The 16,035-nt window shown below is 69.0% G+C and carries 12 protein-coding genes; 3 read left to right on the top strand and 9 right to left on the bottom strand.

Going from position 1 to position 16,035, the window contains the following annotated elements; genetic code table 11:
- Position 1: 1 nt before the first annotated feature.
- From ACIBLC_RS32855 to ACIBLC_RS32835, 5 genes are all read right to left on the bottom strand, one after another.
- Complete coding sequence (locus ACIBLC_RS32855) at positions 2 to 763, bottom strand: hypothetical protein (RefSeq protein ID WP_399214994.1); 762 nt, start codon at positions 761 to 763, stop codon at positions 2 to 4.
- 119 nt (positions 764 to 882) lie between these two features.
- A complete protein-coding gene (locus tag ACIBLC_RS32850; protein ID WP_399214993.1) occupies positions 883 to 1,869 on the bottom strand; it encodes a hypothetical protein in 987 nt (328 codons plus the stop codon).
- A gap of 92 nt (positions 1,870 to 1,961) precedes the next feature.
- Positions 1,962 to 2,438: a hypothetical protein gene (locus ACIBLC_RS32845; protein ID WP_399214992.1), complete on the bottom strand. Its 477-nt coding sequence runs from the start codon at positions 2,436 to 2,438 to the stop codon at positions 1,962 to 1,964.
- Positions 2,425 to 3,432 (bottom strand): serine/threonine-protein kinase, encoded by a 1,008-nt coding sequence (locus tag ACIBLC_RS32840; protein ID WP_399214991.1) that lies wholly within the window; start codon positions 3,430 to 3,432, stop codon positions 2,425 to 2,427. The genes ACIBLC_RS32845 and ACIBLC_RS32840 overlap by 14 nt, the downstream gene beginning before the upstream one ends.
- Positions 3,433 to 3,683: 251 nt before the next feature.
- Positions 3,684 to 5,516, bottom strand: a complete 1,833-nt coding sequence (locus ACIBLC_RS32835; RefSeq protein WP_399214990.1) for a phosphoenolpyruvate carboxykinase (GTP) — start codon at positions 5,514 to 5,516, stop codon at positions 3,684 to 3,686.
- A 326-nt stretch (positions 5,517 to 5,842) separates the two neighbouring features.
- Here ACIBLC_RS32835 and ACIBLC_RS32830 point away from each other — a divergent pair, with 326 nt between their 5' ends.
- From ACIBLC_RS32830 to ACIBLC_RS32820, 3 genes are all read left to right on the top strand, one after another.
- Positions 5,843 to 6,601 (top strand): hemolysin III family protein, encoded by a 759-nt coding sequence (locus tag ACIBLC_RS32830; RefSeq protein ID WP_399214989.1) that lies wholly within the window; start codon positions 5,843 to 5,845, stop codon positions 6,599 to 6,601.
- 136 nt (positions 6,602 to 6,737) lie between these two features.
- The gene (locus ACIBLC_RS32825) at positions 6,738 to 8,360 is read left to right on the top strand and encodes an MFS transporter (protein WP_399214988.1); all 1,623 of its coding nucleotides are present in this window, start codon (positions 6,738 to 6,740) and stop codon (positions 8,358 to 8,360) included.
- A gap of 5 nt (positions 8,361 to 8,365) precedes the next feature.
- Entirely contained in the window at positions 8,366 to 8,989 is a 624-nt protein-coding gene (locus ACIBLC_RS32820) for a TetR/AcrR family transcriptional regulator (RefSeq protein WP_399214987.1), read from the top strand.
- A gap of 198 nt (positions 8,990 to 9,187) precedes the next feature.
- Here ACIBLC_RS32820 and ACIBLC_RS32815 read toward each other — a convergent pair whose 3' ends face one another.
- From ACIBLC_RS32815 to ACIBLC_RS32800, 4 genes are all read right to left on the bottom strand, one after another.
- Positions 9,188 to 11,458 carry a galactose oxidase-like domain-containing protein gene (locus ACIBLC_RS32815; RefSeq protein WP_399215072.1) on the bottom strand — a complete coding sequence of 757 codons (2,271 nt, stop codon included), beginning with the start codon at positions 11,456 to 11,458 and terminating at the stop codon, positions 9,188 to 9,190.
- A 155-nt stretch (positions 11,459 to 11,613) separates the two neighbouring features.
- Positions 11,614 to 12,822, bottom strand: coding sequence for a glycosyltransferase (locus ACIBLC_RS32810; protein ID WP_399214986.1), 1,209 nt, complete (start codon positions 12,820 to 12,822; stop codon positions 11,614 to 11,616).
- Positions 12,819 to 14,495, bottom strand: a complete 1,677-nt coding sequence (locus ACIBLC_RS32805; RefSeq protein WP_399214985.1) for an ArnT family glycosyltransferase — start codon at positions 14,493 to 14,495, stop codon at positions 12,819 to 12,821. Before ACIBLC_RS32805 ends, ACIBLC_RS32810 begins: the two co-directional genes overlap by 4 nt.
- 117 nt (positions 14,496 to 14,612) lie before the next feature.
- Positions 14,613 to 15,866 (bottom strand): glycosyltransferase, encoded by a 1,254-nt coding sequence (locus ACIBLC_RS32800; protein WP_399214984.1) that lies wholly within the window; start codon positions 15,864 to 15,866, stop codon positions 14,613 to 14,615.
- Between the last annotated feature and the right edge of the window lie 169 nt (positions 15,867 to 16,035).

Here is a 16,035-nt window from a genome sequence, read left to right as displayed (position 1 = left end):
GTCAGGATTCCCAGGCCGGGCGCTGGGTCTTGAACTGGCTGAAGATCTTCTCGAAGACCTCGTCGCCCGCGCCCTTCTGCTCGGCGTTCGCGCTCGCGGACATCATCTGGAGCAGTTCGCGGAAGGGGAATCCCTGGAGCCGGGCGTTGAACTTCGGGGCGAACGCCTGGAGTACCTGCTCGCCCCTGTCGGTGATGCCGCCCACCCCGATCGCGTACAGCCGGAAGCGGCGGGCGCTCTGCTCGTCGGCGAGCACCGGGATCAACCGGTGCCAGGAGTCGCTGAGATGACCCGTGCCGTCGGTCGGCAGACCGTCGGTGACCAGGCAGATCTGCGGCCGGTAGTACTGGAGTCCGGAGGCGCGCAGCTCGGCCTTGCGGGCCGCGACGATGTGCATCGACAGCTCGACCGCCTCCGTCATCAGGGTCACCCCTGCGGCGGTGAGCTGCGGCGGCCGGAACATGTGGGCGGGTACGAAGGGGCTCACCGGGGCGCGGGCGTCCAGGAGTTGGGGTCCGCGCCAGGCGCCGACACCCTGGCCGCCGAAGGTGACCAGGGCCACCTCGACGCTGTAGCTGAGACTGACGTCGTCGTGCAGCTCCCGGGTCCACTCCATGAGCGCGTTGTTGAGCGTCTGGATGGGCTGTCCCGCCATGGAGCTCGAGGTGTCGAGGCAGAGCACGAGCGGGAGTCTCTGCGCGTTGTTCTCGAACTCGATGTCGGCGTACTCCGCCGGCATGGTGGGCGGGTGATCGCTGGGCATCTCGGTGTCTCTTCTCCTGGTCTCAGGGTCTGAGGGGGCTGACGGATCCGAGGGCTCTCGGGGCTCTCAGGTCCCTCGGGGTTCAGGGGTCTGGCAGGTCCGGCGGGTCCTGGCGGGTCTCAGGTGCGGGTGCCTTTGGCGTGCCGTCCCGTGGTGGGCGGGAAGGCGTACAGGACGTCGGAGTCGCGCTCGCGTGCGTCCGTGACGTCGACGAGCTGGCCGGGGGCGGGCGGCGGTCGGCCGGGCTCCGCCCACACCGCGCGGTACAGCACGCGGTCGAGCTCGACGTAGCCCTGCGGGTGCAGTTCGGTGCGCACGACGGCGGACTTCGCGGGGCCGGGCACGTTGCCGACCCGGCGTCCGTAGCGGGGCGCCGGCGTGGTCCTCAGCCGGGTGGTCCCCTCGTCGGCCGCGTGGCCGTGCCCCGTGGGGACCGGGCCGCCGCCGGCCGTGGCGAGCGCGGGGCGGGGCAGGTGGCCCGCCCCGCGGGAGGAACGGCGGACGATCAGCACGAGGGCGGTGAGGAGGGCCAGGAGCAGGGCGCCCACGATGATGAGGAGGAGGGTCTCCCAGCCGAGGGACTCGTCCGGAGTACCGACGGTGTACGCGTGCTTCTCGTGGAAGGTGGCCGGGGCCTTGGAGATCAGCTCCTTGCCGGTCAGCGACTTGTCGGCCAGCAGATCACAGACGGTGAGGAGTTCCCTGAAGGAGCCGGTGGGGTTCGCCGAGTCGCAGGCGGGCAGGCCCTGTTGGTTCTCACGCGGAAGCTTGTCGATCCTGGCGTCCGGCGCCACCCACCCCGTGCCCGCCAACAGTAGGAGCGCCGTCCCGCCCGCGCCGGTCTCGGCGCCCGCCGGCACCTCGACCACGAGGTTCCCCCGGTGGTCCCACAGGGTCTGCCGGCTGCTGCCGAGGTCGCCCGCCTTGGCGTCGTGGGGCACCTGGTCGTCCAGGGTGACCAGGACGCCGTCCTTGTCGATCTCACCGGACCAGCACTCGAGCCGGGCCTTGAAGTTCCCGTCGCAGGTGTCGGCCGCCGCCTGCCCCGCGGGAAGCAGGGCGACGAACATTCCGACAAGCACCGCGAAAAACAGCGAACGCCTCATGGCAACCCCCCGTGGCCTAAAAGGCACTCGCCCATAGTGGGGGCAACCGGTGTGTGCCCGAAAGGGGTTTGGGCACACCACGGGTTTCACTTCTACAACTTGAAAACCTGATGGCACCGAGTGAACATCTGCCTCGCCCGTTCCACCCAATCACTGGCCAAAGCATCGAAATCCGTTTGCGTCATCCGGCAGGTGAGCGGCAGATCGCAGACCCCGGCGAGGCACGGCCGCGGACCTCGTACGTCCCACACGGAAAGCATTGGGTTCAGTTGTTCGGTATTCCACGCGTTCGACGCCGCGGCGGCGACGGCCAGTTGATCCTGGCGCAGATAATGACCATCGGTCGCGAAGGCGACAAGGAGCCGTTTGGTGGTCATGAATCTCACGGTGACCATTCGGCCCGTTTCCTTGAGATCGAATTGCATGGACACGGAAACCGTGTCGGTCGTGGTGTGGTAATTCCGTCCGGCCACCCAGGTCTGCACCATCCGCCGCCAGTGCGTGCCGATCTCGAGCACCTCGGGCTCCCCGCCGGGCAGGCGGGTGGGCGAGGAGTCAGGCGTCGCCACGGCCCACCGCCTCGGCGACCATCGCGTCGGTCAGCCCGGCGTCCAGCAACGCCTGTGCGTGCAGCAGCAGACAGGAGGCCACCGACACACTCGCACCGCCGCCGCGCCCGGTGACCGCGGCCCTGCGGCGGTCGGCGAGATCACTGGTGCGCACCTTGATGCTGTGCGCCACGGTGGGCGGCGGCCAGGACACCTGCTTCGGGCTCTCCTCCAGCAACGCGGTGAGCAACTCGGCCAGTGGGGGCCGGTCCTCGGGCAGCTTGGCCAGACAGCGGGCGATCAGCTCGCGCGTTCCCGGCGGGACGGCGTCGAGTTCGGGTTCGCTCCGCACGACCCGGAAGCGCACGGCCTCCCCGCTCCCGAACGGCGGCCGGCCCGACAGGGCGAACACCAGCACCCCGCCGAGGGAGAAGACGTCGCTCGGCGGCCCCACCCTGGCCCCCTTGATCTGCTCCGGCGACATGAACGGCGGGGTACCGACCACGATTCCGGTCTGGGTGAGCCCGGGTACGCCGTCGACGCGGGAGATCCCGAAGTCGATGACGCGCGGACCGTCGGAGGCGAGGAGCACGTTCGCCGGTTTCAGGTCCCGGTGCACGACGCGGGCGGCGTGGATGGCCTGTAGCGCCTCCACCAGGCCCGCGCCCAGCTGCCGTACCTGCGGCTCGGGCAGGGGTCCGTCGGCGCGGACCGCCTCGGCGAGCGAGGGGCCCGGCACGTACATCGTTGCCAGCCAGGGCAGTTCGGCCTCGGTGTCGGCGTCGACCACGGCCGCGGTGTAGGCACCGCTGACCACCCGGGCCGCCGCGACCTCACGGGCGAACCGCTCACGGAACTCCCCCTCCGCCGCCAGCTCGGCCCGCACCACCTTCACCGCGACCTCGCGCCCGGCCGGCGAACGGCCGAGATACACCCAGCCCATGCCGCCGGAGCCCAGCCGGCCGACAATCCGGTACGGCCCGATCTTCAGGGGATCGCTGACCGGTGTGCGCACCCCGTTCACCTCGTTTCGGGGTTCGTTTCGGGGTTCGTTACAGGTTGTCCCCGAGTGTCCCGCGAAATCCCGGCCGGGACAGAGGCGATGCGGAAAATCGCGGCGGAGTCGATGCCGGGGAACGGGAGAAGGCGAAGGGCTCCGCACACCGTAGTGCGGAGCCCTTCGCCTTCCCGTGGTGCTGTCACCGCGGCCGGCCTTGACGACGTCGCAGGTCAGGGCAAGTCAGACCGGCCGCGGAGTCTCCGGTGCTAACCCAGCCGCTGCACAAGGGCGCGGTACTCGTCCCACAGTTCGGTGGGCGTGTGGGTGCCGTAGGTGTTGAGGTGGTCGGGCACGAGCGCGGCCTCCTCGCGCCACACGTCCTTGTCGACGGTGAGGAGGAAGTCGAGGTCGGACTCGGACAGTTCGAGGCCCTTGGTGTCGAGGGCGCCCTTGGCCGGCAGGATGCCGATCGGGGTCTCGACGCCCTCGGCCCGGCCGTCCAGGCGGTCGACGATCCACTTCAGGACACGGCTGTTCTCGCCGAAGCCGGGCCACACGAACTTGCCCGCGTCGTTCTTGCGGAACCAGTTCACGTAGTAGATCTTCGGCAGCTTCGCCTGGTCCCTGTCCTTGGCGACGTCGATCCAGTGACCCATGTAGTCGCCCATGTTGTAGCCGCAGAACGGCAGCATGGCGAACGGGTCGCGGCGCAGTTCGCCGACCTTGCCCTCGGCGGCGGCGGTCTTCTCGGAGGCCACGTTGGCGCCGAGGAAGACGCCGTGGTTCCAGTCGAAGGACTCCGTCACCAGCGGGACCGCGGTGGCGCGACGGCCGCCGAACAGAATCGCCGAGATCGGCACGCCCTTGGGGTCCTCCCACTCGGGCGCGATGATCGGGCACTGGGCGGCGGGCACGGTGAAGCGGGCGTTCGGGTGGGCGGCGGGCGCGGCGGACTCCGGCGTCCAGTCGTTGCCCTTCCAGTCCGTCAGGTGGGCCGGAGTCTCCTCCGTCATGCCCTCCCACCAGATGTCGTTGTCGTCGGTGAGCGCGACGTTGGTGAAGACGGAGTTGCCCCACAGCGTCTTCATCGCGTTGGCGTTGGTGTGCTCACCGGTGCCGGGCGCGACGCCGAAGAAACCGGCCTCGGGGTTGATCGCGTACAGCCGGCCGTCCTCGCCGAACCGCATCCACGCGATGTCGTCACCGATCGTCTCGACCGTCCAGCCGCCGACCGTCGGCTCCAGCATGGCGAGGTTCGTCTTGCCGCAGGCGCTCGGGAAGGCCGCGGCGACGTACTTCGACTCGCCCTGCGGGGGCGTGAGCTTGAGGATGAGCATGTGCTCGGCCAGCCAGCCCTCGTCGCGCGCCATCACGGAGGCGATGCGCAGCGCGTAGCACTTCTTGCCGAGCAGCGCGTTGCCGCCGTAGCCCGAGCCGTACGACCAGATCTCGCGGGACTCCGGGAAGTGCGAGATGTACTTCGTGGAGTTGCACGGCCACGGCACGTCCGCCTCGCCCGCCTCCAGCGGCGCTCCGAGCGTGTGCACAGCACGCACGAAGAAACCGTCGGAGCCGAGCTCGTCCAGGACCGGCTGTCCCATACGGGTCATGGTGCGCATGGACACGGCGACGTACGCGGAGTCGGTGATCTCCACGCCGATCGCGGAGAGGTCCGAGCCGAGCGGGCCCATACAGAATGGGACGACGTACATCGTCCGGCCGCGCATCGAGCCGCGGAAGACGCCGCCCCTGCCGTCCGTCCCCTGGAAGATCTCCCGCATCTCGGCGGGCGCCTTCCAGTGGTTCGTCGGGCCGGCGTCCTCCTCCTTCTCGGAGCAGATGAACGTCCGGTCCTCGACCCGCGCGACATCGGTCGGGTCGGAGGCGGCGTAGTAGGAGTTGGGGCGCTTGATCGGGTCGAGCTTGCGGAAGGTGCCCTTGCGGACGAGCTCCTCGCTCAGTCGCTCGTACTCGGCTTCGGATCCGTCACACCAGACCACGCTGTCCGGCTGGGTCAGTTCGACGATCTCGTTCACCCACGAGATCAGGGCTTTGTGGTTGGTGGGTACAACGGTGGGAGCCGCGATGTCGCGCGCCACGATTGCTCCTAAATGAGGGGTTTTGTTGTTGTGCCCCGTGGGGGCTGCGACCCGGATGCTTCACGATTCCGATGCCCTGGCGCTCATCCGGTGCCGACCGCACTCATTTGATCATCCGACCAGAGCGCGCATATGTCCAGAGGGCTTCACAGGTGAGCAGAGTGAGCATCGCCACTCATCTCCGGGTTTTCTCCGCGTCACTTTGGGTTCACCCCCGGTATCGCGACGTATCCCGGCACGGACGCGCGTGAGACCATGGCCACTATCGCCCGGTCGCCCGGCCGCACTGATAGGTAACTTACGGTCCCGTAGGTAGGATTCGGCCCATGACTGCGTCCGTCCCCGACGCGCCCACGGACTCGCCGGCCGCCGGCCACGGCTCCGTCGCGCACACCCCGCCGCACTCGTCCTCGGCACATCTCTCGCTGCCGCACCCGCATCTGCCGGACGAGATCAAGCCCAAGCTCCGCGGCTGGCTGCATCTCGGCATGTTCCCGGCCGCCATCGTCTCGGGCCTGGCGCTCACCGCGTTCGCGAGCTCCACCCGGGCCCGTATCGCCTGTGCGATCTTCGCCCTGACGGCCTGTCTGCTGTTCGGGGTGAGCGCGCTCTACCACCGGGGCACCTGGAGCCCCCGCATGGACGGCGTGCTGCGCAGACTCGACCACGCGAACATCTTCCTGATCATCGCGGGCTCCTACACCCCGCTGACATTGCTGCTGCTGCCGGACGGCAAGGGACAGTGGCTCCTGTGGAGCATCTGGGCCGCGGCACTGGCGGGCATCATCTTCCGGGTGTTCTGGGTCGGCGCCCCGCGCTGGCTCTACACCCCGTGCTACATCGCGATGGGCTGGGCGGCCGTCTTCTTCCTCCCCGACTTCATGCGGACGGGCGGCATCGCCGTCCTCGTCCTGGTCGTCGTCGGCGGCCTGCTCTACAGCGCGGGCGGCGTGATCTACGCGATCAAGCGCCCCAACCCGTCACCGAGCTGGTTCGGCTTCCACGAGGTCTTCCACTCCCTCACCGTCGGCGCCTTCGTCGTGCACTACGTCGGGATCTCCCTGGTGGCCTACCAGCACGGCTGATCCTCTCGACCGACACACCCCCAGTGGCCGCGGCTCTCCAGCCGCGGCCACTTTCGCGTGCCCGGACACCGACCGACCCGGCCGCCCCCTCCGTCTTGGTTGACAGCGACTACTTTTTGAGAGCTACTCTCATTTCATGGTGACTACCACTAATGCTGACGCCGTACGGCGTGACCCCCGTCGCTGGTGGGCTCTCGGAGCCCTGATCGCGAGCATGCTCGTGCTCGGTTTCGACATGACGATCCTCAACGTGGCGCTGCCGACGATGGCCCGTGAACTGGGTGCCTCCACCGGCGAGCAGCAGTGGATGGCGGACGCGTACGTCGTCGTCTTCGCCTCGCTGATGCTGCCCGCGGGCCTGCTCGGCGACCGTTTCGGACGGCGCCGGATGCTCATCACCGGACTGGGCATCTTCCTGGCGGGCTCGCTCGTCGGCGCCCTCGTCAACGACGTGACCCTCGTGATCGTCGCCCGCGGCGTCATGGGCGTCGGCGCCGCACTCGTCATGCCACTCGGGCTGGCCGTACTGCCGTCCCTGTTCGAGGCCGACGAGCGCACGAAGGCCGTCGGCGCGGTGTCCGCGGCCTCCGCGCTCGGCCTGCCGCTCGGCCCGATCGTCGGCGGCTGGCTCCTCGACCACTTCTGGTGGGGCTCGGTCTTCCTGGTCAACGTGCCCATGGCCGCGATCGGCGTCGTGGCCTGCGTCTTCCTGCTCCCCGAGACCCGCGACCCGGCCTCGCCCAAGGTCGACACCGTCTCCACCGCGTTCACCGCGGCCGGCCTCAGCATCCTGATCTACGCGATCATCGAGGCCCCGCACCGCGGCTGGGGCGACCCGCTGGTCCTCGCCCTGTTCGCGGCCTCCGCCCTGCTGATCACCCTCCTCGTCCTGCGCGAACGCCGCAGTGCCCGCCCGATGCTGGACCTCGCGCTCCTCAGCCAGCGCGCCTTCCTCCTCAACACGCTCGCCGCGACCCTCGTCATGTTCGTCCTGTCCGGGCTGATGTTCGTACTGCCGCAGTACCTTCAGGCGGTGCTCGGATACGACGCGTTCGGCACCGGGGTGCGGATGCTGCCGATGATGGGCGGCCTGCTGGTCGCCTCGCGGTGCGCGCAGCCGCTGCTGGCGAGGTTCGGGGCACGCGCGGTGATCAGCGCGGGCCTGGTCGCGCTCGCCTTCGCCGCGTTCCTGGGCAGCCGTACGTCCGTCGACGACGGCTACGGATTCACCGCCCTGTGGCTGTCCGTCTCCGGGCTCGGCTTCGGCTTCGCCGTGGTGCCCGCGATGACCGCCGCCCTCGGCGCGCTGCCCCGCGACCGCGCCGGCAGCGGCTCCGGGCTCCTGATGACCGTGCGCCAGGTGGGCAGCGCGATCGGCATCGCCCTGCTCGGCTCACTGCTGGCGAGCGCGTACGGCGACCGGCTCGACACCTCGGGTCTGCCGGGCGCCGCCGCGGACACCGCATCCGACTCGGTGGTCGGCGCCCATGTCGTCGCCGCACAACTCGGCGACCGCGCGCTCGCCGCCTCCGCCGACGCCTCGTACGTCCACGGCATGGGCCTGGTCCTGCTGGTCAGCGGGGTTGCCGCGCTGGTCACCGCGCTGCTGGCGGCGGCACTGCTGCCGAACGCCAAACCGGCCGAGCCCGTCGATCCCGCAGAACCCGTCGAGTCCGTCGAGGCCACCGATCCCGCCGGCCGCCCCGCTCCCGGAAAGGGCACCGACATGGCACCGGCCCCGGCCGATGCCGGACAATGAGACCCATGGCCGCCACCGCACACAGCTCCGCCTCCCGCGCGGAGCCCCAGCTCGGGCTCCGCGAGCGGAAGAAGCAGAAGACCCGGATCGCGATCCGTGACGCCACCTACCGGCTGATCAGGGAGCAGGGGTACGACGCGACGACCGTCGAGCAGATCGCGGAGGCGGCCGAGGTCTCCCCCTCGACGGTCTTCCGCTACTTCCCGACCAAGGAGGACATCGTCCTCACGGACGAGTTCGACCCGATCGCGGAGCAGGAGCTGCGGGCCCGGCCCGCCGACGAGCCGTGGATGGACTCGCTGCGCTACATGATGAGGCAGGCCATCGGCCTCGGAACCTCCGAGGAACCCGAGGTGACGCGGCTCCGGACCCATCTGATGGTGCAGGTGCCCGCCGTCCGCTCCCGGATGATGGAGAGCATGTCGGTCACCGGCCGCATGCTGTGCCGGATCATCGGCGAGCGCACCGGCAAGGACCCGGACGGTCTCGAGGTACGCGTCTTCGCCATGTCCCTGATCGGCGCCCTGATGGAAACCTCCCTCTACTGGGCCGAGGGCGACCACCAGGAGGACTTCGCCGACCTCGTCGACCGCACCCTGGACGTCCTGGAGAACGGGCTGACGCCCTGATTCGGCTCCCGGCACGACTGAGCGCCATGGGACACGTCACCCGGTTCACACCGCACGCCCCGCGGGACATGCTCAGGATCCCCCGTCCAAGTCCGGGTGCCCACGGTCGCCGGTCGTCACGACGTCCACCGGAACCTGTGAGCTCGGGCGTCGGTGAGGACGCGCCCAACACGGGCGCGCCCTCAGCGAGTTCGGCGGCTAGCGGCGTTTCAGGTCCTTCGCACCGCAGGCCACCCCGTCCTTGCTGGGATCGAGCTTGAGCGGATCGTCCTTCCCGTTGACCTTCAGGCGGCCGTAGTCGTTCGTCTTCAGCCAGGTGCACCGGGCGACCGTCGTCTTCTTCACCTCGGCGGGGAAGACGGTCGGCACGCAGACGTTGACCGAGCCGTAGTGCCGGTCGCATCCCGAGACGGTCGGACTGACCTTCTGCGAGGTCCGCTTCTTGCCGGGCCCGGTGACCTTGCCCTCCAGGGAGTCGGCGAAGGAGTGGACGTGCGCCTCGGCGGTCTCCGCGGCCGCCAGTGCCGACGGACCCTGGAGATGCACCCACTTGGCCACCGACGGCACCCCGTTGGCGTCGACCGCGAAGAGCATGTACCAGCCGGGCGGCGCCAGGTCGGGGTTGCTCGTCACGTTCAGATCGACGTTGTTGCCGTCGACGGACAACGGCAGGTCCACGAACCGCTGGTTCGGGTCGGAGGAGTGCGTCACCGCGGCCGGGCGGATCAACTCCGCCTTGGCGATGGGCCGGTCGACGGTGATCCGCTGCGTGTCCCCGTACACCCACTCGTTGTCGATCACCGAAGTGATCGTCGGGCGGGTGCCCTTGAGGAGGTAGGGCGGCGTGTAGATGGACACGTCGTGGTTCCAGGTGCCGTTGCCCGGGTTGTCGCCGGTCGTCATCACCCGGCCGTCGGGCAGCAGGAACGCGGAGGAGTGGTAGCCGCGCGCCTCCGGGTCGGGAGCCACCGGGTCGAAGGTCGAGGTCGCCGGGTCGAAGATCGACGACTCGTACACCGGATCGGCGCGGTTGTGCAGGGCGCCGCCCGTCTCCAACACCTTGCCGTCGGGCAGCAGTACGGCGGAGACGTACATCTTGCCCTGGTTGCCCGTCTGGGCCACCTTCCCCGCGCCCAGGTCCACCGTGCCCTGCGGAAGCGGCGGGCCGACGGTGTACGCCGGGTTCGCCGCCTTGAGGTCGATGATGTCGGTGAGCCGGTTGGCGTCCGGGTTGGAGTCGATGTTCCCGCCGCCGACCGTCAGGACCTTCTGATCCTGGGCCGGAGGCAGCAACACACTGGCGGACTGGTCGCGTTGGTCCTTGTTCTGGAGCCCCGGGACCGCCGTCACCGTGTTCGCGTCGTAGTCGTAGATCGCAGAGCCGGTGCCAGGGGTGCCGTTGCCGAACACATGGCTGCCCGAGTAGAAGAGTCGGCCGTCCTGCATCAGGATCATCGACGGGTACAGACCCCAGTACGACCAGGTCTGGTTGACCTGCCAGAGCGGCAGCCACTTCTGCTGGTCGTCCGACCAGAGTTCGGCGGTCACCGAACCGGTGGAGTCCTCGCGCAGACCGCCGAACGAGATGATGTCACCGTTGCCGAGCTCGGTCGCCGACGGATACCAGTGGCCGTCGTTCATGTCGTTCGTCTTGCTGTACGTCTCGGTGACCGGGTCGAAGATGTACGAGTCCTTGTAGCCCTCGTACCCGTGCGAACCGTTCGCCGCCGGGAACGCCTTGTTGCCGCTCATCACGAGCACGCGCCCGTCCTGCAACTGCACATGCCCCGAGCAGAACATGTCCTTGGGCGTCGGGATCGTCTTGTACGTGCCGTTCACCGGGTCGTACACGGCGCTCGTGAACGTGCCCGCGTTGAACTGCTCCTCGCTGTTGCCGGAGCCCGCGATCAACAGCACCTTGCCGTTGTTGAGGACGACGGAGTGCATGGAACGGACCGGGTTCTGGGTGGGCAGCACGTCCCACTTGCCGTTGGCGCACTGCTCGGCGGTGCCGGTGCAGGTGGCCGGCGGAAGCACGTCGGCGACCTGCTCCATCGTGTAGTCGTCGGTGGTCACCGAACCGGTGCCGTAGACGGACACACCCCAGGTGATGCGGTCGGTGCCGGCCGGCACCGCCGGGGTGCGGACCGTCGCCGCGGTCCAACTCCCCTCCATCTCCAGCGTCTTCAGGTCGGTCCAGTACTGCCAGCCCGCCGTCGTGTCGTGCCGGAAGAGGGTGAGCGAGGTGTCCGGGGTCGTCGACTTGTACCAGAGACCCAGGTCGTACTGCTTGCCCGGCGTGACCACCGGCGCGCAGGCCGCGGACTCGGTGATCAGCGCCTTGCGGTCCCCGTCCACCCGGCGGGTCAGCTCGACCTTCATGGCCTTGGTGCCCGAGTGGGCGCCGCCGACCGTGGAGAAGGTGAAGTCGTTGTCGCCCCAGCCCGACTTCTCCCAGCAGGACGGCATGCCGTCCGTACCGGCCGTCTCGAAACCCGGGTTGGTGACGAGGTTGGCGGCGGAGGCGGGCTGCGGCGAGATGAGCAGCAGGCCGGCGGCGAGGCCCGCCACGGCCAGCAGCGACGTTCCCCGCCGTGGTCTCAGTCGTGGTGGTACGCGAAGTGTCACGCGGCTCTCCTTGCTGTGCGGCTGCTCCCGCCCGCGGACTCGTTACTGCGGCGGGGCAGATAGACCAGCGCTTCGGTCCCGACGAAGCGCAGGACGAAGGTCGTCACCAGGGCCAGTGCGGTGGCGGAGAGTGCGCCCATCCCGAAGTGCCCCACGAACAGGGCGATCAGCGGGATGCGCAGCACCAGATCGGCGTTGGCGATCAGGACGAACCGGCCGACGCGGTCCCCCCAGTGCCGGTGCTTTCGGCGCTCGCGGAAGAGGAGATGCTCGATCAGCAGGAAGTTCCAGGCGACTCCGAGCTGGTTGGCGAGGATCTCCGCCGGCAGGTAGTGCATACCGGCGACGGTGAGGGCGTACAGGCCCAGCAGGTTCGGTACGAAACCGGTGACGCCGATCAGGCCGAAGACCACCATGCGCGCGATCGGCGAGGCGGTGCGCAGCCCGACCAGATGGCGCAGGAAGCGGAAGCCCTCCTGCGCGGTCGACTTGGACTCGCCCGCGAACCGGTCCTGGAACACGAACGGCACCTCGGTGACCTCGCGGGGCCGGCTGCGCACCGCGAGTTCGAGGAGGATCTTGTAGCCGAGCGGCTGGAGAATGTCGGCGGTGACCGCGCTGCGGCGGATCGCGAAGAAGCCGCTCATCGGATCGCTGATGCCGTGCAGCCGGCGCGGGAAGAGCGTCTTGGTCAGCCAGGTCGCGCCGCGCGAGACGGCGATGCGGTAGCCGCCGGCGAGTCCTTCGCGGCTGCCGCCCTTGATGTAGCGCGAGGCGACCACGAGCCCGGCCGAGGAGCGCTCCCCGGTGGCCACCAACTCCGGTACCAGCGACGGCGGATGCTGGAGGTCCCCGTCCATGACGACGATCCAGTCGGAGGTCGCCGCCTTCAGCCCTTCGACGACCGCTCCGCCCAGGCCGCCCACGGGTTCGGCGCGGTGCAGCACGGTGACGGGGAACGGGCAGTCCTGCGCGGCCTCCCGAATCACCTCGGGGGTGTTGTCCGTGGAGTCGTCCACGAACACGACCTCGCACGGCAGCCGCGCGGGCACCGACTCGGTGATCCGGTGCAGCAACTCCCCGATGTTCGCCGCCTCGTTGAAGGTCGGTACGACGATGGTGACGGCCCCGGGTTCAGGTATCTCGGCGCCCCGTACCGCCGGGTCGCCGAGTTCGTCGGGGACAGTGCTCTCGAAGCTGCTCATCGACTGCCTCCGGTGCTGTTGGCCTGTGCCGTGGTCGTGCTGTCCGTGCTGCCGTCGATTCGCCGGATCTCGATCCGGTCCTCGCCCTTGCCGAAGGTGGCGACGGGCGTCGAATGCTCCATCGCCGCCTTGACGTTGGGCAGGTCGACCGCGTCGCGCCGCACGGTCGGGGAGGCCACCACGTAGTCGAGGTCGCGCCAGCCGCCCGGCATCGTCTTGGTCACCGCGGGGTCGAGGTCCGCCTTGTAGAACCAGATGACGCCGAGCCCCGGCCGATAGCCGGCGTGCACGAGGTCGAGCCAGAGCGCGTCGTCGACCAGGACCCGGGTCCGCCCGGGATTGTCGACCTCGGTCCTCAGCCACGACGAGGCCGCGCGGTACGGCGCGTTGGCGTCGACGGTGACGGCGGTGTGGTTGCCGTCGTACCAGCGCGGCACGACATAGGCGGCGGCGCCCGCCACGAGCAAGGCCGCCGTCACCCGCCGTCCCCACAGGAGGTAGGGCTTCTCGTTCTCGCCGCGCCATCTGCTCAGCACCGCGTGGGCGACGCTCGCGGTGCCACCGGCCAGGACCAGCGCCAGGAACGGCAGGGCCTGGATGACGTACATCGCGGGCAGATAGCCGCTGGGGCGCATGGCGACCAGGGCGAGGATGGCCACGGTGAGCGCCGGTCCGGCCAGGGCGCGCGCCGTCACCGACCAGCGCCAGGTGACCAGGAGCAGCAGCGCGCCCGCGAGGCCGCCCAGCGGCAGCACGCGGTCGTAGTAGAGCCAGGACTGGAGGACACCGTACGAACCGGTGCCCGAGTCGAGGATGAAGCCCGAACCGGGGCGGCTCATCTGGTACTTGATGCCGTCCCAGAGCGAGACATGGCCGGCCCCGGAGAACAACTCGCCCTTGAGCAGGGCGAAGAGGGGATACGACATGCCGATCAGGACGCACGCGGTGATGGCTCCGGTGAGCGCGAACTTCCGGGTGTCGCGGTGTCCGTGCCGCCACATGGTGACCAGCAGCGCGGGCAGGATGACGAGCATCGTCTCCTTGGTGAGCACGGCCGCCGCGGCCGCGATGCCCGCCGCGAAGTGGTGCCAGAGATGTCGGCTCGGGGACGCCGCGAGGCAGAACGCGAGCAGCGTCCACATCACCGCGATGTTGTCCAGGAAGATCTCGCGCTGGAGCACCACCGACAGCGGCGAGAGCCCGAAGAGCACCATCGCGAGTCCGGCCGCCCACCTCGGAAGCGAGAGCCGGCGTGCCAGGACGTAGACGAGGACCGCGCTGATGGCGCTGACCAGGAGCATCGCGAAGCGCATCGAGCCGACCGTCATCAGCCCGGGGCTGATCTGGGCGGGTATCCAGGTCAGCCCCGCTATCTGGATCCAGCCCAGGGGCGGATGGTCGTACCAGTACGTGTAGTGGGCCAGGCCGTTGCCCTCCTGCACCGCCCAGGCCTGGGCGAGGTAGGTGCCCTCGTCGTCGCTGAGGGTCGGGTAGTCGGCGATGTTCCAGCCCTGCACGAGCATGATCGCCACGAGGAGGGCGAGGCACAGCAGCAGATCGGGGCGCGAACTGCGAAAACGCAGCCGGGGACGGGGGTCGGGGACGTTTTTGGGCGCAAGGGGCCGCGGCGCGGGGACCGTGGAGGTGGCCACCGCGGGAAGGGTGGAGGTCACGCGGGAATGTCCTCTCGGGACTCTCGGACTAGCGGACGGCCGGACGGGCGAGGTCGCGGGCATGCGAATTCATGGGGCCGGTGAATTCACGGGCTCGGGACCTCGGGGTCCGGCGGACTAGCGGGCCACTTCGACTTCGGTGAGGTGCGCGCCGACGTGACTGGTCAACTCCCAGTCGTTGCGCCCCCGTTGCTCGCGCCACACTGCGCGAACGGCGGCACCGGCCAGCAGCACCTGGTAGAAGGGGCCGCCGACGATCAGCTTCAGGTAGTGGACCAGGCGGACGCGAAGCCCGTACTGCTTGCCGAAGTCGTGCAGTCCGACGAGTTCGAAGACGAAGGTGACCAGCGCGGTCACGGCCGGCAGGAACGTGATGAACGCGACGCCGACGGGTACGTCCAGGAAGAGTGCGATGGCCACGTTGAGCGGGATGACCACGCCGGAGACGGCCTGGAGGTACGGCGTCATGAGGGTGTACCGGGCCAGCAACCGCTGTCCGAACCCCGGGAGTTGCTTCCAGTCCTTCTTGCGGTAGACCTGAAGGAAGCCCTGGTTCCAGCGGGTGCGCTGTTTCATCAGGGACATCAGGCTGCCCGGGGTCTCCTCCCGGGTCACCATGTCGGAGTCGTAGGCGACGACGACCTTCTTGCCGACGCTGGACAGCCGCACACCCAGGTCGCAGTCCTCGGCGAGACAGTTGGGATCCCAGCCGTCCGCCTCCCGCAGTACGTCCGTGCGGACGAAGACGGTGTTGCCGCCGAGCGGGATGAACCCCTTCTGCGCGTGCAGATGGAGCCTGGACCTGAACCAGAAGAAGTACTCCAGGCAGTTGCGCAGGCTGTACCAGCTGGAGTTGAAGTTGATGAGCTGCACGCCGCCCTGGACGACGTCCGCACCCGTCGTACGGAACGCGTGGTCCACGTGGGCGAGCAGCTCCGGGTGGACCTGGTCCTCGGCGTCGAAGACTCCCACGACGTCGCCGCGGCAGTGCGGCAGCGCCGTGTTCATGGCCTTCGGTTTGTTCTTCTTCTCGTGGTGGTCGACGACGACCCGCACACGCGGGTCGCGCTCCTCCGCGCTGCGGGCCACCTCGGCGGTCTCCGGGTCGTCGTGCCCGACGATGACGATGATCTCGAAATCGTCGTGGCTCGACTCCAGCAACCGCTGGATGGTGTGGTCGAGTACGGCCTGCTCGTGACGAGCGGGCAGCAGCAGCGAGAACGACAGGCCGTCGCCGCCGTCCGGACTGCTGAACCGGGTGGAGGCGAGCACCTCGGGCGTACGCCACGCGTGCATCTGCCACCACAGAGTGAAGGCTGCCATCCAGAACAAGGCCAGTGAAACGGCAGCGATAAAGACAGACGTGAGCAAAAGATCCCCCCAGATCCCAAAATCCCCCTGTCGCGACAGTGAGTTACTTCTGTCGCGTCACCGTGGAGAGACTAGGGGGGAACTGTGAAGTCCGGGAGCTCTTCAGATAAATAGAGTGTTTCGGAATCCTCAGTCGACTAAGGGCCAGTAACCGGACGTATCCCGCTAC

The organism is Streptomyces sp. NPDC050535, from assembly GCF_044457665.1.
GTDB lineage: Bacteria > Actinomycetota > Actinomycetes > Streptomycetales > Streptomycetaceae > Streptomyces.
Note: the sequence above shows the minus strand (reverse complement) of the source record. Positions and strands in the feature narration are given on the sequence as shown.